General features: G+C 38.7%; 19 protein-coding genes and 1 riboswitch. Of the genes, 12 read left to right on the forward strand and 7 right to left on the reverse strand.

Translation table 11 applies throughout. The annotated features are described in order from the left end of the window. The 5 genes from PG840_RS09120 to PG840_RS09140 form a co-directional block, all read right to left on the reverse strand. Nucleotides 1–697, reverse strand: a 697-nt coding sequence (locus PG840_RS09120) for an RNA-binding protein (RefSeq protein WP_270613543.1), incomplete at its 3' end; no start/stop codon positions are given. 25 nt (nucleotides 698–722) lie between these two features. Further along, a complete protein-coding gene (locus PG840_RS09125) occupies nucleotides 723–2729 on the reverse strand; it encodes a VirD4-like conjugal transfer protein, CD1115 family (protein ID WP_025579348.1) in 2007 nt (668 codons plus the stop codon). After that, on the reverse strand, nucleotides 2719–3825 hold the full coding sequence (locus tag PG840_RS09130; protein WP_226854332.1) for a hypothetical protein: 1107 nt from the start codon (nucleotides 3823–3825) through the stop codon (nucleotides 2719–2721). Before PG840_RS09130 ends, PG840_RS09125 begins: the two co-directional genes overlap by 11 nt. A gap of 139 nt (nucleotides 3826–3964) precedes the next feature. Further along, on the reverse strand, nucleotides 3965–4630 hold the full coding sequence (locus tag PG840_RS09135) for a DUF6100 family protein (RefSeq protein WP_025579351.1): 666 nt from the start codon (nucleotides 4628–4630) through the stop codon (nucleotides 3965–3967). Between the two features lie 7 nt (nucleotides 4631–4637). Further along, nucleotides 4638–5168, reverse strand: a complete 531-nt coding sequence (locus tag PG840_RS09140) for a DUF5697 family protein (RefSeq protein WP_054338136.1) — start codon at nucleotides 5166–5168, stop codon at nucleotides 4638–4640. Between the two features lie 400 nt (nucleotides 5169–5568). Between PG840_RS09140 and PG840_RS09145 the strand changes: the two genes are divergently transcribed. The 7 genes from PG840_RS09145 to PG840_RS09175 all read left to right on the forward strand — a co-directional run bounded on the left by PG840_RS09145 (nucleotide 5569) and on the right by PG840_RS09175 (nucleotide 11896). Beyond that, nucleotides 5569–5742, forward strand: a complete 174-nt coding sequence (locus PG840_RS09145; RefSeq protein WP_114002469.1) for a plantaricin C family lantibiotic — start codon at nucleotides 5569–5571, stop codon at nucleotides 5740–5742. 54 nt (nucleotides 5743–5796) lie between these two features. Beyond that, nucleotides 5797–8907: a type 2 lanthipeptide synthetase LanM family protein gene (locus PG840_RS09150; protein WP_117843977.1), complete on the forward strand. Its 3111-nt coding sequence runs from the start codon at nucleotides 5797–5799 to the stop codon at nucleotides 8905–8907. Further along, the gene (locus PG840_RS09155) at nucleotides 8888–9430 is read left to right on the forward strand and encodes a hypothetical protein (RefSeq protein ID WP_054338131.1); all 543 of its coding nucleotides are present in this window, start codon (nucleotides 8888–8890) and stop codon (nucleotides 9428–9430) included. Before PG840_RS09150 ends, PG840_RS09155 begins: the two co-directional genes overlap by 20 nt. Before the next feature lie 148 nt (nucleotides 9431–9578). Beyond that, entirely contained in the window at nucleotides 9579–10346 is a 768-nt protein-coding gene (locus PG840_RS09160) for a hypothetical protein (RefSeq protein ID WP_114002467.1), read from the forward strand. A gap of 181 nt (nucleotides 10347–10527) precedes the next feature. Then, the gene (locus PG840_RS09165) at nucleotides 10528–10857 is read left to right on the forward strand and encodes a DUF1648 domain-containing protein (protein WP_054338147.1); all 330 of its coding nucleotides are present in this window, start codon (nucleotides 10528–10530) and stop codon (nucleotides 10855–10857) included. Between the two features lie 50 nt (nucleotides 10858–10907). Further along, the gene (locus tag PG840_RS09170; RefSeq protein WP_054338130.1) at nucleotides 10908–11324 is read left to right on the forward strand and encodes a DUF3788 domain-containing protein; all 417 of its coding nucleotides are present in this window, start codon (nucleotides 10908–10910) and stop codon (nucleotides 11322–11324) included. A 53-nt stretch (nucleotides 11325–11377) separates the two neighbouring features. Next, entirely contained in the window at nucleotides 11378–11896 is a 519-nt protein-coding gene (locus PG840_RS09175) for a ClbS/DfsB family four-helix bundle protein (protein ID WP_054338129.1), read from the forward strand. Between the two features lie 315 nt (nucleotides 11897–12211). On the opposite strand, the gene PG840_RS09180 is transcribed toward PG840_RS09175, so the two are convergent. Continuing rightward, nucleotides 12212–12745, reverse strand: a complete 534-nt coding sequence (locus PG840_RS09180) for a hypothetical protein (RefSeq protein ID WP_015526878.1) — start codon at nucleotides 12743–12745, stop codon at nucleotides 12212–12214. Then, entirely contained in the window at nucleotides 12745–13962 is a 1218-nt protein-coding gene (locus PG840_RS09185) for a MarR family transcriptional regulator (protein ID WP_055154206.1), read from the reverse strand. The genes PG840_RS09180 and PG840_RS09185 overlap by 1 nt, the downstream gene beginning before the upstream one ends. A 532-nt stretch (nucleotides 13963–14494) precedes the next feature. Next, a riboswitch (cyclic di-GMP riboswitch) is annotated at nucleotides 14495–14578 on the forward strand. Between the two features lie 152 nt (nucleotides 14579–14730). On the opposite strand from PG840_RS09185, the gene PG840_RS09190 reads away from it, so the two are divergent. The 5 genes from PG840_RS09190 to PG840_RS09210 all read left to right on the forward strand — a co-directional run bounded on the left by PG840_RS09190 (nucleotide 14731) and on the right by PG840_RS09210 (nucleotide 21432). Next, on the forward strand, nucleotides 14731–16380 hold the full coding sequence (locus tag PG840_RS09190) for a sensor domain-containing diguanylate cyclase (RefSeq protein WP_270613544.1): 1650 nt from the start codon (nucleotides 14731–14733) through the stop codon (nucleotides 16378–16380). 19 nt (nucleotides 16381–16399) lie between these two features. Continuing rightward, nucleotides 16400–18325: a GGDEF domain-containing protein gene (locus tag PG840_RS09195; protein ID WP_270613545.1), complete on the forward strand. Its 1926-nt coding sequence runs from the start codon at nucleotides 16400–16402 to the stop codon at nucleotides 18323–18325. A gap of 118 nt (nucleotides 18326–18443) precedes the next feature. After that, complete coding sequence (iadA, locus tag PG840_RS09200) at nucleotides 18444–19589, forward strand: beta-aspartyl-peptidase (protein ID WP_055157883.1); 1146 nt, start codon at nucleotides 18444–18446, stop codon at nucleotides 19587–19589. Between the two features lie 106 nt (nucleotides 19590–19695). Then, nucleotides 19696–20178: a LeuD/DmdB family oxidoreductase small subunit gene (locus PG840_RS09205; RefSeq protein WP_044998914.1), complete on the forward strand. Its 483-nt coding sequence runs from the start codon at nucleotides 19696–19698 to the stop codon at nucleotides 20176–20178. Nucleotides 20179–20181: 3 nt separating this feature from the next. Beyond that, complete coding sequence (locus PG840_RS09210) at nucleotides 20182–21432, forward strand: 3-isopropylmalate dehydratase large subunit (protein ID WP_055157885.1); 1251 nt, start codon at nucleotides 20182–20184, stop codon at nucleotides 21430–21432. Nucleotides 21433–21454: the final 22 nt, after the last annotated feature.

Genomic DNA, 21454 nt, shown 5'->3' on the forward strand with positions numbered 1-21454 from the left:
CTTTGCTGGTGTTGCCTTCCACGCTTTTTACATCTGCATGGATAGAGAGCGTTTCCGGGGAATCTCCCTGGATAGCTAAGATCCGGACCAGAATATGTTCCCCTACCTGGAATCGTTCCCTGGCATCACCCAGCCAGTCAAAAGACAGATCTCTTGCAAGGATGGAAGTTTCTACACCAAAGATTTCTGCCCGGACTACTTTTTCAGCAACGGCAATGACTCTGGCCTGCACAATACGGTCTTCGTGGATTTTATTCTGTCCGGAAGAGTCCTGATCAAAATAGAAAATCTGACGTTTCTTCAGCATAGCATCTTTCCGGCTGGCAACGATGCTTCTGGATTTGGTATCCAGTCCTTTGATTACAAAGTCGATTTCACTACCAAGCATGTTATTAAGGACTTTGTTCTGTCTAAGAGAGAAATCTCCGTAATCATGAGTTTCATCTTGGATCAGATTGATCATCATTTCCGAGATAGGGATGACTGCCCGATAATCTTTATAGTAAATAATTGCTATTAAGCTGCCGGCTTCGGTCTTTTCAATACCTCCCAGAATGCCGGTGAGAATTTTCCGGGTACGATAGGCATTTTGGATGTCATGCCAGATTAAATCCGCTTTTGATTGAGCAGTTTCTAATACAGTATCGGAGTCAAGGGTTAAAATAGGGGTGTTCAGGTTCATTGTTTCGTTTGCCATAAATGTTATCTCCTTTCAAAATGTGTTATGACATGATGGAATCTTTATCTAAAGGAACCATGCCAGAGTCGGGGGAATCTTCTATAAAATTTTCCTGAAAGAAATCCTCCATAAAATCATCGGGAGTAGGTTCCTGATAAACGGGTTCGGATGTAAAATGTGGTTTCTGTTTTGCTATTGACGCAGAAGATGAACGGCGTTTCCTTTTGGCTGATCCGGGTGAGGGCTGTGGTCGATACTCTGTTTCTTCCGAAGACCCATTTTTGCGCCATTCAGGTATGTGTTCCGATGCTTTTCTTGGTGTCAGCTTTTTGGCATCTGGATGCAGGGTATAATCGTACTTTTCTACTTTTAGGACTTTTTGCCCACGTAGGATAACCAAAGCAGTATCAAGCGGGAGCCGCAAGATTTCATCTGGTGTTAAGAGTTTTCGTTTGCCGATAGATTTTGTCTGCCGGTATTCCGGTGTATAGTCGGATACCCGCCAGCTATTGAGCTGCTTGGCTTCGCTGCTTACCCCTACGGTCACATCGCCGCTGCGGTTGCTGATAAAGGTAGCAGTAACTTCATCTGTGCAGCCCAAAAAGAGCTGGGTATCACAGTTGCCAATGATTTCCTGCCATTGGTTATAAGGATAGCGGTTCTGCATCTGGGGCAAATTCTGAAAGATGCAGGAAATGCTGAGATTCCGGCTTCGGATTACACTGATTTTCTTATTCAGTTCCAGGATAGCTCCGGTGTTGGCAAGCTCATCAGCCAGTATATGTACAGCAACAGGAAGTTTTCCTTCTTCTCCATACTTATCTGCATAACGGACCAGTTTGATGAAGATGAAGGTCATAAACAGGGAAGATAAAAAATCGAAGGTGCTGTCCTGGTCTGAGGTAATGCAAAAGTAAGCACATTTCTGTTTCCCTGGAAGTGTCAGATCAATCTCATCATAAGAGGTAATCTGCCGAATGAGTTTATTCTGAAATACCTGAAGTCTGGCACCCAATCCGATAATAACTCCGCTTCGCACGGTATCACTGGCTTGTTTGTAGATGCAGTAAGGAACTTTTGCTGGATGGGACACTGGGAGCAGATCAAAAAGACTGTTCAGCTCCTTTTCGGAACTCATGGTCAGCAGCTTATAAACCTGTCCAATATTTCTGGCTTCCGGCGGAAAGCCCTGATCTACATAGAGAACCAGGGCTTTTAGCAGGTTCATCTCCGCATTATCCCAGAAATGATCTCCTTTTCCGGAACCTGTATTCTGGATAATGACATCTGCAAATACCTGAGCCATCGTTTCTTGTCCATTGATTTCACCCAGACAATTCCAACTATCCGAGTTTTCCGGATTGACCAGATTAAATGCTTTTACTACATAGCCCTCATTTTCCAGATAAGCAGACATGCTTTCATAGAGTTCGCTTTTGGGATCGGTAATGATTAAACTTTCCCCGGAAGCGTTGTTGCCTTCCTGCCCTCTGGCGACACACTGGAAAATCATATTCCTGGCAAATGCCCTGGATTTCATGGAACCGCTGGCACCATACACGGCGATATTTTTATTCATTCGTGTTTGATATGGAAGACATACGGCTTTGCCATTTAATTTTCCTAAAATGGTTCCTTTATTTTTCTTGACATCTCCGGTCAGTTCCAAAACTTTCATCATTTCATCTGGAGTCATGAATCCGGATGTACCGTAGGTTCCTTTTGTAGAGTAATTTAAGTTCCGGTCATGGTCACTAATTTCCCCGTTTCTGTCATATCCCATACGCATAAGTAAAAAAGTAAGAAGCCCAAAGAGAACCAGGCAAAGAAAAATCCCATACAAATTGTATGGGAAATCGGTAAGGGCGGTATGAAAGCAGACCAATGGGTGTAAAGAAGCTGCTTGCGGATAGGTTCCGTTGCCGGCAAAGTTTCCGGCAGAAGTCCATTCCTGATAGTTTTTAATAAATTGTGCTGCGTATCCTCCGGCATACAGAGTGCAGACGCTTATGGGAAGCAAAAACAGGAACTTCCACCATTTACGGTTCATTGAAAAACCTCCTTTTAAACTTTTGAAAATCAATGCTGGAGAAGTGTATATCTGCAGTTAGGTATTTTTTCAGGCAGGGAAGCTGAAAGTCAAAGCAAATCAGGTTCCCGGATAGCCCATATACATTTAATCCAGTATTGAAGCGGTTGATACGCTGCATGTCAAAATCATACGCAAGCAAAATAGGATTTTCCTGGCTGTCTATTCCATCATGTTCAATTGGCAGATCCTCACGCTGGGGAAAACAGTCGGACAGTAGTAGCTGATTGAGCTGCATCATACGCTGGGGTTGTACCAATAAACGGAGCAGGTATTCTCCGTAGCTGTTATTGGGCAGGAAATAGAAGTGTTCATACGAAGTATCCAGCATGAACAGTGTTTTTTTGTATCCACCGGTACTGGTAAGGAGCCGGAAAGCCATATCCATATCACTGCCAGTCATGATGGCATAAACGGTAGGTGGCCCATGGTAAGGAAGTCCCTGAAGATAGTGCTGCAAAAAAGCATTGAGTCGGACTTCCGTTTTGTATTCCCATTTTAGAAGTGTATTTCCGGTATTATAAACAGCATAGACACAGTGAGGAGCCATCAGGATTCCTATACAACGGGAATTTTTAATTTTGGTAGTGGATGCTCCAAGATTTTTTATTTCTCTGGAAGAGTAAAACAGAGGAAGGCTTCGCACAGGAAACGTAGCCGCTTCGCTGGATTCAGAAAAAAGCAGCGGCTTTTCATCTGGAAAGAATGGGATTCCGGCATGTGAAAGCGTTAAATAGGTTTCTGCTTTTTGATGAAGTCGCAGCCGTCTTGGTAATTCACTACGTATGAGGTTGGTTTCTGCATTTCCGGTTAAATAGTTTTGAAAACGACAGGGATTTTGCGAAAGCAGCAGTTCTTTTGCCCGTTTGGTAAGGCGATAACCTCGTAGGCCATCTTTATAGTGTGTTCTTATAAGCTTACTCTGCTTTAAATCTGTAACCACCTTCTCTGCATAGGAATCACTCTCAATCAATCTGTTAAGCTGTCCGGAAGGGAATTCCCCACATAGCCCAACCATTTCCAAAAGCTGATATTTTATAGAATCGGTTTTTATCAAATAAGCATCACCTCAGTTCGATTTTTACCTATGACAGCCTATACTTGGGTAAAGTAAGGGCGGTATTAAGCATAAAAAATGCAAAGAATATGGCTTCTTTGCAGAAAAATTACCCATATCGGAAAAAGAAAGAAAAATATCAGGAAATTTCCGATATGGTTTTGATAGACTCTTTTCTATCTTTCAGCCAGCCAGGAAAGATTTCCGGTTCCATTACAAAGATAACGGTGTGATCGTAATTCCCCAGTTCCGTAGTGTGATAGGAGTCGCAAAAGAGTCCCGTATCATCAACCAGAACATAGGAAGCGATAGTATCTAAAATCTGTTTGAACTCCAAATTATCGTAATCACGTATCCGTTGTAAAGAAAGGCTCTGGTCATAAATTTGACTAAAACAGACCACACATCTTTTATATAACGGAATAGAATGTTCTGTCACATAAGTCTGCAAGGCAAGGTTTAATGGCTCATGTAGAAAAGCGGTGTTGGTTCGCAATTTACGTTTGGGCAGTAGTCCTGGCATGGTAATGGAAAGAACACTATTTGAAAAAGAGATTTTGATTCCCTGCACAGCCGCAGCCTGTTTCAGATAGTCTTTCTTTCCAGTGTCAGTTGTGGTATATACCAGATTTCTGAGCTGGCAGGCAATCCTTTCAGAACGTAGGGCAGCACTGATACTCAGCTCTTCGTATTTGTCGGCATACGCTTGAATATCTGTTGTTTTCAATGCAAAAATAGTGTTGTGAAGTTTTTGGACTTCATCATCAATGCTCTGTAAACGGTCAAAAACAGTTTTGGTGTTCATACATACCTCATTTCTTTGCATAATAGCTGACAGATCCGGTAGAGGAGTCTACAAGGCAAAAGGCAATCACGCCTGTGATATGAATTTTTGCAGCCTGTTCTTCTGTTTCTAATACAACCAGCCGTTTCGCATCGCTTTTTGTCTGGCTTTCCATGACATGATTGATAAGATATTCTTGTTCCTGGGGGACATAGAGGACTTCATACCACTCATCTTTAGAGAAAAAGTTCAGTTTCACAGGAAATTCACCGTCAGTATGGTACACAATGGCTGTTTTGAAGTCCAAAAGCACCCAAAAGGATGCAATCATGCCATAATCAGGATTGTTTGCAGATTCCTGGCTGTCGAAGAGAAGCCCGTTCTCCTTATCATAGATAATGCGTTTTTGTTTTACCAGACTTGTGATCAGAGATTTGATAGACTCTCTGTTTTTGGAAAAGAGCCGTAAGACCTGTTCATATTGCAACGAATGGTAAGTTGTAATGAACCGGAGCAGTTGGGCACCTTCCCCTTGATAGATTTCATTTCTTGTTTTCATGGTAATCTCCCTTCATTATATAATAGGAAGTTTTACTTACACTGTACGCACAGAATACGTTTTATTTTAGGGGAAGTACGCTGTACGTACTGTGTAAGTATTGGCTACTGTCAGCGAAAGGTTTACGGGTACAAAAAAAGCACCGATTAAGGTGCTGGGGAAAATAGGAATACTATAAGCAATACCTATTGTAACATGGGTAAAATTACCCTTCAATCGCAGAAGTGTGCCAAGTTGTGGCATATTTAGGAAATGATAAAGACAGTTGAAAACCAATTAGGAAGAAAAAATGTCAATCTATACCAAAAATAAAGACGAAATTCGGAGATAGGATATAATAAAAATCAAGATACTTAGGTATCAAAAGGCCCTAGTTCTGAAGAAAGGAATGGTGGATATTATGAGAAAATTTGACAGAACAAATATGAAATATAACAACCCGGCTGGAGATCTTTTGACAGAATTAGAAGCAGCAGATTTGACAAGTAACAAAGTTGATAGTTTAGCTTCATCAGGTGTGGTTTGCACAATTTCTGTTGAATGCGGAAGTATTTTTACACTTGCTTGTTGCTAATTAACCAAAGATGATTTTAGAACTAGGGCCTGGATTAAGAGAAAGGGAGATAACATGAAAAAATCTAGTTATTTATCTGAAAGAGTGTATGATGCTATTCCGTCTGAAATAAATATGGAGTCTTTAGAGTATTGGAAGAAAATACTGAAGGAGGAAGGATTACAATATGTAAAGAAAAACCACCTTGAGTATTTTTTTGGTTTTATAAATAATTGTGCTTTTAGTAGCCACGAGAAGAGTCAACCACGAAATTTTGTGAAATTGTCTTTGAACAAAAAGGCGTTTAGGCATGAGGGTGAGAAAATGGTTTTCGGAGCATTTTATGATCCTTTTGTGCAAGAGGCAAATAGACAGCTTAGAGAAATAGTTATACAAAGACGATATATCAATGAATCGATTCTATTTGATTTTCAGCAATTTTTGTTTAATTCGCTTAATAATCTTTGTATCCGAACTTTAATTTATGAAATGCATATATGTGGACAAGAAGGCGTGTTAAGGGGAAATGAATCTGAACAGTATCAATATTATATCGACCATTTTTTAAAGGATAAACAATATTTGAATGATTTATTTTCGCTTTATCCAGTGTTAGAAAGAAGGATAAATGAAATTATACAAAATGCGATAGATATTTACAAAGAAGTGATAGAGCGCATTGAGAAAGATGCAGATGTTTTAATGAAAAAATTTAATATCACTGAAAAAGGATTTGTCGTAAACCATCTTTCGACAGATTTTTCTGATTCGCATAAAAAAGGGAGAAGAGTATTTTGTGTGGAATTTGTATCGGGAGATAAAATTTTATATAAACCACGAAGTTTGCAAAATGAGATTAAGCTACAAGAGATTACAAATTATTTCTATAGAATATGTAATTTGGGAAGTTATGAGTATTCTATACTTGATAAAGAAATGTATGGTTGGTGCGAAATTGTAATACAAAGAGATTGTAAGTCTATAGAAGAACTTTCAAGATATTATCAAAGAATAGGGATTATTTTGTTTATAAATTATCTTTTGGAAGGAGGAGATATTCATTTTGAAAATCTCATTGCATGCAATGAATATCCAGTTATTATTGATGCGGAAACATTTATAGGAAATATAGAAGAGAATAATGGGAAAAGTGCAGCAGAAAAAGTGGCTAGTCTTTTGAGAAAATCGGTGTTGTATTCAGGAATACTCCCCTTTTATTCATGGAATAACGCAGGAGATACAGGAATCAATATGAGTGCCATTAGTGGAGAAGAAGGACAAAAATTCCCGATAAAAATCCCCTTTATTATCAATCCGAAGTCGGTTAACATGAGGGTTGTCTATGATTATCCAGTATCGAAAGGAAATCACAATTTGGCAATGCTAAAAGGAAGGTTTATTCAACCCTCCGAATTTGCAGATAAAATTATCCAGGGATTTGAAAGTGCATACTTAGGTGCAATGGAAAATACAGAAACACTATTAAGAATCATACAACAATATGGTGAATTAGAGGTGAGATATCTGATTAGAAATACACAACAGTATGCAATTGTGTTGAGTAGTTCATATCATCCTGAATTATTAGTGGATGGAGGAGCACGAAATTTATTTTTTTATTCATTGGCAAATGGAAATCTTCAAAATCAAAGGAGTAGATCTCTTATTGAGTATGAAATTGAAGATTTATTAAGTGGTGATATACCGTATTTTTATTTTCGTGGAAGTAAAAAAAACATTTATACTTGGGATGGCAGAGAAGTAAAGGATTTCTTTAGTAAGCCAGCTTTGCAGCAAATTGAGGAAAATATACAGAATTTGTCCTATAAGAATTTAGAACAACAGACGCAATATATTAAAATTACTTTTAATATGGAGAATGCAGGAACAAGGAAAATAAAGAATAAAAGGTTAAAACTAGATCTTTATAGTAATATGGCCAAAACGGCAGAAGAATTGGCAAAAGAGCTGCTAGATAAAATAGGAACAAATGCGATTTATAGCGAAGATGGAGCAGACGTTAATTGGATTGGCGTAAAATTATTTGGTATAAAAGAAAATCAGTGGATGATCCAGGCATTACCGAATACATTATATGATGGTACGGTTGGGATTAATTTGGTATTCCATTTATATGAATGGATATACCATGACAGAAAATATCATAAGATTTGTGAGGTTTTAGATAATCGTTTGTTGAGGTATATTGATACTATAAGTGAAGGGGAACAGAATATCGAAGACTTTAATACAGGAATCTTTAGCGGCGAAGGTTCGATTTTATATACGTTGGGTATTTTATATGAAATATATGATGATATCAAGTATAAGGAATATTTCGATAAGTGGCTAAATTGTATGGAAACACTTATCTTAGAAGATCGTTTGTTCGATATGATTTCGGGAAATTCGGGAATAGTTTTGGTTCTGATTAATATGTATAGAAAAACAAAAAAGCCTATTTATCTACAAAAAGCTATACAAATAGCAGAACAATTGATAGAGAATATGATTACTGAAAATGGAAAAGTTGGTTGGAAATCAGAGGTGGTTCCTGAAGTATTGGCGGGATTTGCACATGGAAACAGTGGTTTTATAGAACTATTTTCAAGATTATATGAGGTATATCCACAAACAAAATATTTAGATATCCTTTCAAGTTTAGTAGAATATGAAAATTCTTTATACTCAGAAAAGGATAATAATTGGATTGATTTAAGAAAGTTTTCAGAGGTTGATCAGCATAAGAGTCAACCAATAGCGTGGTGCCATGGAGCTGCGGGTATTCTGTTATCCAGATTAACCTTATATAATGCCATCAAGAATTTAGGAGAAACTGCATTGCTTCAGCAAGCTATTAAAGATATAAGCCTTGCTAAAAATAAATTAATTGAAGACGGGTTACATGCAGGTTTCTGCCTATGCCATGGAAACATGGGAAATTTATTGATTTTAAAAAGATATGCAGAAATTTTTGATGATAAGCAGGTAAGAAGCATTTGTGATTCTCGATTTGAACAGATTTTGGAATTCCTTAATGAGGAAAATATATTACCAACAGAATTATACAATCCAGGTTTTATGACTGGTTTATCAGGAATCGCTTATGCTTTGTTAAAATATAAGATGCCCAAATTACCATTGCTTATAGGAGTTGAGGGAATATATGATAGAAATGAAGTTTAGTAAAAATGATGAAGAAGATGGGTTGTTCCGCATAAGTTCGAGAGACATAGTTGGATTTTATAATTGTAGTAGTAAACAAGAGCGTAAGATAACAGACATTATAAAATGCTATGGAACAACAAAAAGCATAAAAGAAGTTGAACTGAAAAACATGAAGCCAGAGGATAATGTTACAGTATCTCGGTATATAGAGAGAAATGTAGGTTCAATTATAAACAAAGATTATGTGATTGAAGGCTTTCTGGGAATGGGGAAGTTGTCCGATTGTAAAGACGAAATGGTTAGCAGATTGGATATATCTAAGAGATACTGCTTAGAAATATTAGTGGCATTTCTTCAAGAAGCAGACATTATTATTTTGCATGAAATGTTTGAAAATGTTTGGAATCATACTATAGAGGAAATTTTAGTTGAATTTTCACTAAGAGGAGCAGTGGTTGTGTTCTCAGAACATGGTGAAGAATCATTGATGAAATTACCAATGCACAGTTACGACCTAAGTGGTAGGTGTGTTGGATGGTAGAATAATTGGGGAATATGATTTTTCATATTCCTTGAGATATATAGGGTAGAAAATATATTTAGCTGCAATGTTTTGTCCCTCCATAGTTAACGAATCTATCTAAATAAGAAATAGGTTATATCAAACAGATTTTACAAAGGAGAAATACATGGAGAGAGTTTTAATAATATCTTATATTATCAGTATGATACTTACGGCAGGCTTTATTTATTGTATTTATAGAGAGAAATATTGGGTTTTTGAATTTGTAAACAGAATAAAGAAGCCGATACAGCAACTTGTTTATGTTTTTCTTATGCTCCTATCATCGTATGCCTATATATGCTTTTCGTTACTCATAAAGGCTGATTTTAATGCTGTGATATGTGCGGTGCTATTACTTCTTTTGATTTGGGCTATGGACTATCTGTTTTCTTTATGTTTTAAAAAAAATGATTTGGGGATAAGTGAAAAAAAACGCTATATTTTTATGGCGTATGTGGGAGCCTGCATATCGGGATTTATTATTGCAAGTCGTGATGCTTCGAAAATGGCTTTAGAAATTCCAAATATAACAATTAGCGTTTTGATCGGAGCTTATGTACCTTTTACATTATTATTAGAGGATGGGAAAAAAGGGAAAGTAGAATTGCAAAGTATGAAAGAAGAATGGGAGGAAAAGTATAAGAAGACATTTCGTGAACGTAAGGTCAAAGACATTCTTTCTGCTCTACTATTTGCGATGGTATATGGCGTTTTACTGGTAGGGGCGTTATCTCCTGCTCAAAATATCATCAATGATATTGCTTCAGGGATAGGAATGGGGATGGCTACAGTGGTTGTTGCCTTTGTAGGGTTGGTTGAAGTGAAAAACAGGTTAACGAAAAGGAGGAATAAAAGAGAAGACGCAGATCAAGAGAAATCCGATACAGAGTAGAAGGGGCAAGACAGCAAGGAGTATTTAGCCGGAATTATTTCAAATGTACCTCACAAGATTGGATGTTGATGCGATATAAATGATATGATATACTGAAGTCCATATTATTAGATTTGTGGAGAAATAGGGATAGCCAAGAGAAAAAATATAAAATTAAATTTTGCAGAAAGAAGGCATTTTTATGAAACTTGTAGGAAGCAGAAAATTAACATGGGGAATTTGCAGTATTGGTGTTTTATTAGCAATAGTAAGCGTGTTTTTCTTACCTCAGATTATTCCTGTTCATTTTGCAAATGGGATAGCAGATGATTTTGGAAATAAGGTAGAGATTTTTTTATTTCCTATTTTGTTAATCATAATTACACTTTTGACTGGAAAAGAAAACATTAAATATTTCCTGACACATTCAAAAACATTTTTGACAGATATACAGTATAATTTGATGATAGATGGCGTTCTCGGAATTGTTTTGATTGCAGAAATTTATGTTATTTATGCTTCATTTGTTTAAGTGTTTCAACAAAAAATTCCAGTTTCTATAAAGAGCAAAGGAGAATGGTCATGATTGATATGCAGAATCAAGAGGAAATTCCGATCTTAGAGGATTTTGCGGCATATATTAGAAATCCAGTATTTATGAAATTTTGTTCCGAGATTAAAAAGAAGTACAGGTGCCATGAAAAAATAGAATTTAGCCGTTGTAGTTTAGAACGTGGTTGGAATGTAAAATTTAAAAAGTCTGGGAAAAGCCTGTGTACGATATATCCAAGAGAAGGGTATTTCACAGTGCTGGTTGTGATTGGTTCAAAAGTAAAAGAAGCAGTTGAGAATATTTTATGCGACTGTGCCCCAGAATTAAGAGAACTTTATGAAAAAACAAGATGGGGAAATGGACAAAAATGGCTTATGATTGATTTAGAAGATCAAGGAGAAATGTTTGCGGATGTACTTCAGCTTATTGAAATTCGCAGGGGATAATCAATTTTGGAGTGTGGAACAAGGAGTAAAGACGGAAGACTGCGAGGTAAACGATGAAGACGTATGAAAATAAAGAGGAACTAAAGGCAGAAATCAAGAGGGCTTACGACAAATATATTGCAGAGTTTAAGGATATCCCGGAATCCTTGAAGGACAAACAATGTATGGAGGTAGATCGAACACCTGCAGAAAATCTTGCATATCAGGTTGGGTGGACCGCATTAGTATTGAAATGGGAAAATGATGAACAGGCTGGACTTCCAGTGAAAACACCATCGGATGGTTTTAAGTGGAATCAATTGGGGGAATTGTATCAGTGGTTTACCGATACCTATGCCCATTTATCTCTAAAAGAACTAATGGGCATGCTGGATGATAATATACAGAAAATTTTTACAATGATTGATTCTATGACGGAAGAGGAGCTATTTTTACCACATAAAAGAAAGTGGGCAGATGAAGCTACCAAAACAGCAGTATGGGAAGTTTATAAGTTTATTCATGTAAATACAGTAGCCCCTTTTGGAACATTTCGGACAAAGATTAGGAAGTGGAAGAAGCTTTTACTTTGACACACAGATAGAGTTTTAGAAAATATCGTGCTTTTTTGTGCAAAAGAAAATAAATATATAATGCTATTTGGAGTGCATATTCAGTTTCAGGATATGCACTTTTTTAATAAAATAAAAGAGACAAACATTATTCAGATTCAAAGGGTAAGAAATTGTGATAAATCTATACGGTATGCTTTAATGGTTTTGGAATTTAACTTTTTTATGGTTTCACATGTTTTGAGATATTCGGATATAAAATTTGATAATTGATCCATAATAGGCACCCTCCTTTGTTTTTTTCAATTATGAGTGCCTATATGGAAAATGTCGATTTTATTTTGGGAAAAACTTATTTAAAGTTTCCAGTGTCCCCTTTGCAGAAAATCCCCATAGTATGCTGCTAAGAGCGTTAATAGCAGCCTGCCTCCTTCGGTAGTACGTCCGGTAGGAGATACTGGGAACGTGCTTTTCCAACTCTTCCAGGATTTCCTCTGTATTTTTCAGTTCATGGGGAGACAGAAAGGCGTAATATAATATCCAGTAATATTCTTCCCCATGCTTATGATTTTTCCGGAGCAGATCCACAGAAGAGAGAAGCAGCTTTATCATTTTGTTACTGCGGGCAATGCTTTTTGCCCATTCTTCAATCTGGCTGTCTCCCAGATCTGCTCCTGCAGCATAGATGGAATCTAGAAATTCGTCTACACTGGTGTTGTATTCCAGTTGGAATTGAATTTCCACCTGCCGGACAGCAACCATCAGGCTATAAGTAGAATCCCGGTAACAACGGAGCAGCTTATAGGTATCATGGTACAACGGATTATTTTCTACTTCAGCAGAAACAGGGTGGTGATTTTTCTTTGCCATTATACAACCCCTCCTTTCAACAGAACTTCTGGGATTTCAGCGAAGGCAGGTAAGGTATGCTGCAGAGGCGGAGTATGCCCTGGGACGTTGGTGACGGCGTGATTTTCCGGTTTTAGTTTTAATTCAAACTGATAGGCTGCTTTCCCCCAGGGGCAGATAATACGTAGTGAATATAGATATATACTATCCTTGCAGGCTGATAAAGGAGATAATATATACTTTGTTTTGGGGCATCTACAACAAGAAATGCCTTGTATTTCCAGTATTTCAGCGACTTTGCGAACAATGACTTTGATGTGTGATTCTGGAACGCAGGAGCCTTCCTGTGAAACGATGATTTGTTCGTCAGTAATAGATTCTGAAACGCATTCAGAATTGTTTTTGTCAGGCAAGGTATCTTCGGTTATATGTATTGGCAGTTGCATTTTCATGGCAATTTCCTCCTTATCAATCATGACATCACTGATATTAAACATAACGGACAGATAATTACGCAGATATACCATGCTACCATGTTTCCCGGAATAGGAAATCAGTGTGATCATGTCGGTATCTTCAAGTTTTTTAAGCAGACGGGATACAGAAGATTTCGACTGTTTCCAACGTCTGGCAAGTTCCTGATAACTGAACAAGGGATTTCCAGTCTGATTGCGAAAATATACTACTGGACCGGCATCAGAGCCTTGCACAGATGGATCATTATAGACTGCATGAATCCAAAGATCCAAAAGAGCATCCATTTCTGAACATTTTCCCAGTCCGATTAGTTTATGAACATCTGCGATTGGAAAAAAGAAAAACCCGATGTCTTTTTTGCATGGGTAATTATAGGAAAGGGCAGTATTATCTTTTGGCCAGTCTTTGATCTTGTATTGGATAATCTTATTTTTTTCGTGCAGTGAGTAGGTTAAAAGGTTTTGCTCAACCAGGGTATCCAATATGGATATGACCTGGTGCTGGAATTTTTGGCGGAAGTGAATCTGGAGTTCTTTAAGAGAACAGATCCATTCGCCAGGAACAACTTTGTAAGTAAGGTGTTCGATGTTCCGATAAGAGGAGCTGTAATTTGCATAAGAACATAAAATGAGAAAATAAAAAAGACAGGAACCTCCGTTGGTACGGATGCTTCTGTCTTTCATAAGGGTTTGTATAAATTCCCGGTAAATCCGGCAGCGTGGAAAATCCACAATTTGTTTTAATTCTAATTGATAATTCACGATAAACCTCCATATAATATTGTAGTTGTAGTAAAATAATTGTAGACGAAAGATACTAAAATGTATATAATATGCCCATAGGGGTGCTAAGTGGCATAGATTTGGCACAGTAAAATACCTGATATGGCATGAAAGCAACATGAAAATTAGGGTGGATATAAGGTGGACAGTTTGGAAAACCTTAGAGTTTTAGAGGGTTCCGAGGTTTTTTTCCGGGGTCTGCAACACCTCTATCACCAGTTCAAATCTGGTTGGCGCCTCTAGGAGAAATCTGGAAACAATTGTTTCCAGATTTTTTGGTATACAAATATAATATACCATATATAAAAATGCGGTATGTGAAGAATGTGCTTCCTACATCAAAAAATAACAGAAAATATATTGAAAATCAGCTTTCGGGAGCCATTGAGCAGATGGAAGAATATATCAGAAAGTATCCGATGTTTCTTGTTATGGATTATGTGTAAAACTATAGATTATTATAATAATTAAAATATTGTTTCGTCATCTTGAATATGCTATACTTGAATTATGTTTATAGGGGCAAAGCTGTTGAAAAACTGTGACGCAAAGCCAAAGGGACTAAGGCAGTACGCTATGTCAGCCGGTTGCAATAAGAAGATGCGGATAGGTTAATAGAGTAAGTGAAAAAAGTTATTCGGCTTAAATTTTAGTCACCTGTATAACGCAGGTGACTTTTTTGTTTCATAGGAAATTACATTTTCTATGTAGAAAAGCTTCCGGAAGAATGCATAGGAGATGAGGGAAATGAAAAAAGGAAAGAAATGGAAAAAAATTGAAGCATTCTGCATTTTGCTCATTGTGACATTGTTGCTTATTTTTGTCAGAATACTGTATCAGCCGGGTACGGAGTCGGAAAGGGGCGAGTTGTACACCTTCAGCAATGGATGGTATCAGCTGAAGGATGGGAAAAAGACGGAGCTCAAATTGCCATGTTTTGTTACAGCGGATAAAGATGGGCAGATCATTCTTTACAATGATATGTTATCAGAGGCTGATAAGGGAAAAATCTTGTCGATCCGAGGAATACAGGATCAGCTGGAAGTCTGCATAGGAGACCGGCTTCTCTACCAATATAAGGATAACAGATTTGAAAAAAACAGGCAGATGAAAGGGAAAATATGGGCAGATATTTCTTTGCCGGAGAAAATCGGGCAGGAAGTGTTATCAATCAGCTATGAAACTAAAAAGAATGCCAGACTATATGTGTATGCCCCGATGATCGGAGAGTTTTGTTCTGTTTTCAGACAGCATCTGCTAGAATCAATTTTTTCGATACTGATGATTTTGGGAATGACTGGTCTCGGTATCGTCTCGGTAATTGTCTTTTTATATACCAGACACAGACAAATTGTAGAAAAGAGATTTTTAAATGTAGCACTGTTTTTGATTCTATGCAGTTTGTGGTGCATTTTTGATTCAGGAATTTATCAGATGTATGGAAGTCAGAACGCAGCAGGAACACTGATATCCTTTTATGCGTTTATGACGATGCCTGTTCCCATGCTGTTATTTGTACAAAATACAGTGAGTGAAAGTGTAAGAGGGATACCGCAGGTCTGGATTTTTCTTCTTTATGCAAATGCTGTTTTACAGGGGATTCTGCATCTTCTGTTTAAGATTCCTTTTATACATATGTTATATATCACACATCTCTTATTGTTTACGGGGGTTGTGTCTATGATCCTTCTTTTGTGGAAAGAGTATCGGAAAACGCAGGAGAAGGAAGTAAATCTCTGTCTAAAGGCATTTGGTGTATTAGGGATAAGCGGTGTAATCGCACTGGTACTGTACTGGGTATTATCCATTTACTGGTATGAATCTATTTTCCAGTTTGGCATTCTTCTTTATATTGCTGTTTTGTTTTGGGGATTGCTTTGTAAAGTATCCAACAACATTCAGTTTTGCCTGGAACAGGAGGTTTATAGGAGAATGTCCTTGGAAGACCGGATGACAGATATGAAAAACCGGAAATCATTTGAGATGTATCTTGAAGAGATCCAGGAGGGTGCGATTTTACTTGAAAATGTATTATTGTTGTTTGTTAAAATTGCAGAACTGAAGAAGATTAATGATATGTCTGGAAGACAGATGGGTGATGAAACGGTTATCCGAACGGCAAGAAGCATCCAGAGTGCAGAAAGGAGTGTTCTGGAACAGCAGGCGGTAAGTTTTCGTGTTGAAGGTGATGAGTTTGCGATTATCGTAAAAAATCCGCAAAAGACACCGGAAGAATGGGAGCATTTTATAAAAGAAGAGATGGAAGAAGAATGTGGAAACAGACAGCCTGTGCGGCTGAAGTTCGGGTATAGTTATCTGAGAGAAAAGAATGGTAGTCTTCTTTCATTCAGTGACTGGAAACAGCAGGCAGACGATATGCTTTGTTCAAATAAATAAAAACCGGCGGAGGATAAATATGACTTATAATATAGATTTTCTTATTGCGGCAATGGTTATATTGTTGCTGGTTTTATGGTATTTTCTGGGACAGAAAAGAGCAGAGGATCTGAATAATCAGGTATTCCTTTTCTTTGCCATCATCGGTATTTTAGATGTGGTTGCGGAACTTGCCAGTAATTATTATATTTCTTTTCCAAATAGTAATTGTGAAATTGCTGCAATGCTTGCAACAACGATCTTTTATCTGCTTCAGGCATTGCTGCCGTTTACGGTGATCTGTTATATTCAGACATTACATGATAATAAGATCATTTCGGCAAAAAAGATGTTTTTATCAGGTGTGCCGACATTCATTCTGATGGGGATGATTCTGACAAACCCGTTCACAGAAAAGCTGTTTTATTTTGATATACCGGCAGGCTATATGAAAGGTCCATGGTATATGCTGATGTATTACAGTGCACTTTGTCATATGGCAGCAGCCTTGATCCTTATTGTCATATGGCGGAAAAAACTGGGCTATCAAAAAGTGAAGAGCCTGCTGGAAATCCTGTTGATATCCGGTGCGGGAGTGGTGATCCAGCTTTTATATCATCCGCTTCTTACAACAGGGTTTGGTATGAGTCTGGGAATTCTGGTACTATTTATTACGATCAACAATCCTCATGCAAATATCGATACACTTACCGGATTATATAATCATCTGTATCTGGTCAGAAAAAGCAATGAGCTGATCAGTGCGGGAAAATCATTTCACATTATTACGGTGTATCTTTATCAATTGAAGCACATTAATAAAATCGCAGGGGTACAGGGCGGTAATTCAATCTTAAAGCTGACAGCAAGAAAACTTGGTGAGATGTGCGGGAAAAAAGCATTTCGTACAACGGGAAAGAGTTTTATGATACTCACCGGTTCACTTGAAGAATATGAATATTATCTTACGCAGCTGAAGAGAATGTTTGATGGAAACAGTAAGCTGAATGTCAACAATAAAATTATTACGATGCCTGTGATCATAAGCGGGATCATGAATGCGCAGAAACTCGGAGACAGTGGGCTTATTCTAGAATATGCTGAATATCTGGAAGCCTTATCTGCGAAAAATGGTCTGACAGAGGTGATACAGGATGATTATCAGACGATGAATGGTTTCCTTTATAATAAACGGGTAGAACAGTATTTGCATAAGGCGATTACAGAGGATCTGTTCGAGATATACTATCAGCCGGTTTACTCTACACAGAAAAAATGCTTTATCACACTGGAAGCGCTAAGTCGCCTTCAACATCCGGAGCTTGGCTGGATCGCACCAGATGTATTTATTCAGATTGCAGAAAAAAATCATATGATCGAACAGATCACAGATCTACAGTTTAGTCGTGTCTGCAGATTTTTAGGAGAAAACCGATACCTGATGAGGCATCTTCTGAATGTAAAAGTGAACCTGTCTTCTCTGGATCTGATGAGAAATGACTGTAGCAGACATTTTATCCGGATTATGGATGCTTATAAGATTCCACATAACTGGATACAGTTTGAAATCACGGAAACGGTTGCGACTGAATGCAATGCGGGTCTAAGAAGAGTTGCGGAGGAATTTACGGCCGCTGGCATTGGTTTGTGTCTGGATGATTTTGGTTCCGGATATGCGAATCTGAATACGGTAATGAGGCTTCCGTTTTCTGTGATCAAGGTTGACAGATCTCTGCTTTTTGATATCTGCAGGGATGAGAAACGGGCAATTTTCTATGAAAGTGTTGTAGAAACATTTCATAAAATGAATTATCATATTGTTTCCGAAGGGGTGGAAACACAGGAAGAAATGGAACAGATCAGCAGCTGGGGAGTCGAGATGATTCAGGGCTATTATTTTTCCAAGCCGCTTCCTGAAAAAGAGCTTTTGGAATTGCTGAAGAAGCAGGATAATATAGAAAGATAAAATTAAGAGGGAAGGGAGATAGTAGATACACATGGGGACATCCGATTGCGGAGGCAATTCATCAGGCAGACAAATTAATGTATGAAAATAAAAGAATGTCATAAAGAGGAGGAAAGAAATGTTACTTATTAAAAATGCAAAAGTTTATGCACCGGAGTATGTTGGAAAAAAGGATCTTTTAGTATGTGGGGGAAAAATTGAATGCATGGAAGATAAGATCGAGGATTTTCCAATCGCATGTGAAGTTATTGATGCAGAGGAAAGAATTCTTACACCGGGGTTTATTGATCAGCATGTTCATGTTACCGGAGGCGGTGGGGAAGGAAGCTTTCATACCCGTACACCGGAACTTCAGCTGTCAGAACTGGTAAAAGGCGGAATTACAACGGTTGTAGGACTTCTTGGAACGGATGGACTTACAAGGAGTGTTGAAAATCTTTACGCAAAAGTACAGGCTTTATGCGAAGAAGGGGTAAGTGCGTATATGCTTACCGGTGCATATGGATATCCAAGTCCGACTATTACCGGAGAGGTAGATCGGGATATTATGTTTGTTGAAAAAGTACTTGGCGTGAAACTTGCCATTTCAGATCATCGGGCACCGAATGTGACGGAAAGTGAACTGATCCAACTTGCGAGCAAGACCAGAACGGCAGGTATGTTAAGTGGAAAACCTGGAATCGTGGTGCTGCATATGGGAGATGCAGATGCTGGATTGTCGCCGGTGTTTGAAGCTTTGGAAAAGAGTATGATTCCGATCAAGATTTTCCGTCCGACGCATGTGAACCGCAGAAAAGGTCTTCTGGAAGAGGGCTATCAGTTGCTTGAAAAGGGTGGATACATCGATCTCACCTGTGGCATCAGTGAGGACTTTTGTCCGGGCGGATGTATTTTAGAAGCAAAAGAAAAGGGAATCCCGACAGAGCATATTACCATCAGCTCCGACGGACACGGAAGCTGGTCAAAATACAGAGAAGACGGAAGCCTGTTGGAAATCGGTGTTTCCTCAGTAGATGCGCTGCGGGAAGAACTTCTGTATATGGTACATGAGCTTGATATGAAGCTGGAAGATGCACTTCCATATATGACATCACATGTAGCGGAGGCACTGGGATTGCAGGGGAAGAAAGGGACAATACAAAAAGGAGCCGATGCAGATCTGCTTTTGTGGGACAATGACCTGAAGCTTGACAGTTATATTGCAGGTGGAAAAATCTTTATGCAAAAAGAAAAAATCATTTGCAAGGGAACCTATGAAAAATAGGAATTGAATAAAGTACAACGTTAGCCTGTTAAAATATTCCCTTGCGGAAATGCCGGAAAAGCCTTAAAATAAAGGAATCATGTGTATACAGAAAGGAATATGCTTTATGGAAAAAGGGACTATTTTTAAATTTCATAACGATCTGGATACAGACCAGATCATCGCATCCCAGTATCTGTTGCTGCCGAATCTTGAGGAGATGAAGAGCCACGCATTTGAATCTCTGGATCCGGATTTTGCACAGAAGGTAAAACCGGGAGATTTCGTGGTCGGAGGAGAGAACTTTGGATGTGGATCTTCCAGAGAGCAGGCTCCGGGTGTGTTAAAAGCGTTAGGTGTAAAAGCTGTTATCGCAAAATCATTTGCAAGAATTTTTTATAGAAATGCTATCAATATCGGACTTCCTGCTATTGTCTGTAAAGACCTTCCGGATGAAGTAAAGACCGGAGATCAGATGGAGCTTCATATGCTGGAAGGAACCGCTGAGGCAAATGGAAAGGTTTATTCCTGCACAAAACTGCCGGAATATATGCAGAATATTTTGAATCAGGGCGGACTTATTGCGTCTCTGAACCGTGAGGAGGAATAGACGATGGGAATGACAATTGCTGAAAAGATCATTGCAGCGGCAGCCGGTGTGGAAAGCGTAAAGCCGGGTGACATCCATACAGTAGAACTGGATCGTCTGATGAGTAATGACGGAACTACACATCTTACCGTTGATATGTATAATAATAAATTAAAAAATCCACATATTGCAGATACAGGAAAGCTGGTATTTATCGTAGATCATAACGTACCGTCTGACTGTCCAAAGACAGCCGCATCCCAGAAGAAGATGCGTGATTTTGCAAAGGCAAACCACATTGATTTCTGGGAAGGAAAAGGTGTATGCCACCAGATTATGATGGAAAATTATGTTCGTCCGGGAGAACTGATCTTTGGTGCAGACAGCCATACCTGTTCTTACGGTGCACTTGGTGCATTCGGAACCGGTGTTGGATGTACAGACTTCCTTTACGGTATGGTAACAGGAACTTCTTGGGTAATGGTACCGGAGACTGTGAAATTCAACCTGGTTGGAAAGCTGCCGGAAGGTGTATATGCGAGAGATCTGATCCTCACCATCATCGGTGAAGTCGGAGCCAACGGATGTAACTATCAGGTGATGGAATTTACCGGAGAGGGCGCGAAGACTCTGACAATCAGTGACCGTATCGCACTTTGCAATATGGCAGTAGAAGCCGGAGCTAAGACCGGTATTTTTGAAGTTGATGATGTGGCAATGGAATATTTAAAAGAGCATGGACGCGAGCCAAAGGCTGTATATCACAGCGATCCGGATGCGCATTATGTAAGAGAATATACATTTGACTTATCCAAGGTAGAGCCGGTTGTTGCAAAACCGGATTTTGTAGACAATCTTGCGCCGGCAAAAGACGTGCGCGGTATCAAGATTGATGAGGCATTCCTTGGATCCTGCAACAACGGACGTATCGAAGATCTCCGTGTAGGCGCACAGGTTATCAAAGGAAAGAAAGTATCTGAAAAAGTAAGATTCCTTGTTGTTCCGGCAAGTCAGACTATTTACAGACAGGCTCTGGAAGAAGGACTGATCGACATCTTCATGGATGCAGGTGCGATCGTGATGAACCCGAACTGTAGTGTATGCTGGGGAAGCTGCCAGGGCGTAATCGGTGAAAATGAAGTCCTGATCAGTACAGGAACCCGCAACTTTAAGGGACGTGCAGGACATCCGAGTTCCAAGGTATATCTTGGATCGGCTGCAACCGTTACAGCATCTGCCATTGCCGGAGAAATTGCACTGGCAAGTGATGTGTAAGAGACGAAATTACGTTTGACGA

This window comes from Coprococcus sp. AM97-35, assembly GCF_027697525.1.
In the GTDB taxonomy this organism is placed as follows: domain Bacteria; phylum Bacillota; class Clostridia; order Lachnospirales; family Lachnospiraceae; genus Allocoprococcus; species Allocoprococcus comes.

Bases quoted from the DNA above. Each gene is read 5' to 3' on its own strand.
- PG840_RS09145 (WP_114002469.1), top strand. From the start codon at position 5,569: ATGAGAAAATTTGACAGAACAAATATGAAATATAACAACCCGGCTGGA.
- PG840_RS09155 (WP_054338131.1), top strand. From the start codon at position 8,888: ATGATAGAAATGAAGTTTAGTAAAAATGATGAAGAAGATGGGTTGTTC.
- PG840_RS09205 (WP_044998914.1), top strand. From the start codon at position 19,696: ATGGAAAAAGGGACTATTTTTAAATTTCATAACGATCTGGATACAGAC.
- PG840_RS09190 (WP_270613544.1), top strand. From the start codon at position 14,731: ATGAAAAAAGGAAAGAAATGGAAAAAAATTGAAGCATTCTGCATTTTG.
- PG840_RS09140 (WP_054338136.1), bottom strand. From the start codon at position 5,168: ATGAAAACAAGAAATGAAATCTATCAAGGGGAAGGTGCCCAACTGCTC.
- PG840_RS09175 (WP_054338129.1), top strand. From the start codon at position 11,378: ATGAAGACGTATGAAAATAAAGAGGAACTAAAGGCAGAAATCAAGAGG.
- PG840_RS09150 (WP_117843977.1), top strand. From the start codon at position 5,797: ATGAAAAAATCTAGTTATTTATCTGAAAGAGTGTATGATGCTATTCCG.
- PG840_RS09125 (WP_025579348.1), bottom strand. From the start codon at position 2,729: ATGAACCGTAAATGGTGGAAGTTCCTGTTTTTGCTTCCCATAAGCGTC.
- iadA (WP_055157883.1), top strand. From the start codon at position 18,444: ATGTTACTTATTAAAAATGCAAAAGTTTATGCACCGGAGTATGTTGGA.
- PG840_RS09135 (WP_025579351.1), bottom strand. From the start codon at position 4,630: ATGAACACCAAAACTGTTTTTGACCGTTTACAGAGCATTGATGATGAA.
- PG840_RS09160 (WP_114002467.1), top strand. From the start codon at position 9,579: ATGGAGAGAGTTTTAATAATATCTTATATTATCAGTATGATACTTACG.
- PG840_RS09210 (WP_055157885.1), top strand. From the start codon at position 20,182: ATGGGAATGACAATTGCTGAAAAGATCATTGCAGCGGCAGCCGGTGTG.
- PG840_RS09180 (WP_015526878.1), bottom strand. From the start codon at position 12,745: ATGGCAAAGAAAAATCACCACCCTGTTTCTGCTGAAGTAGAAAATAAT.
- PG840_RS09170 (WP_054338130.1), top strand. From the start codon at position 10,908: ATGATTGATATGCAGAATCAAGAGGAAATTCCGATCTTAGAGGATTTT.
- PG840_RS09195 (WP_270613545.1), top strand. From the start codon at position 16,400: ATGACTTATAATATAGATTTTCTTATTGCGGCAATGGTTATATTGTTG.
- PG840_RS09165 (WP_054338147.1), top strand. From the start codon at position 10,528: ATGAAACTTGTAGGAAGCAGAAAATTAACATGGGGAATTTGCAGTATT.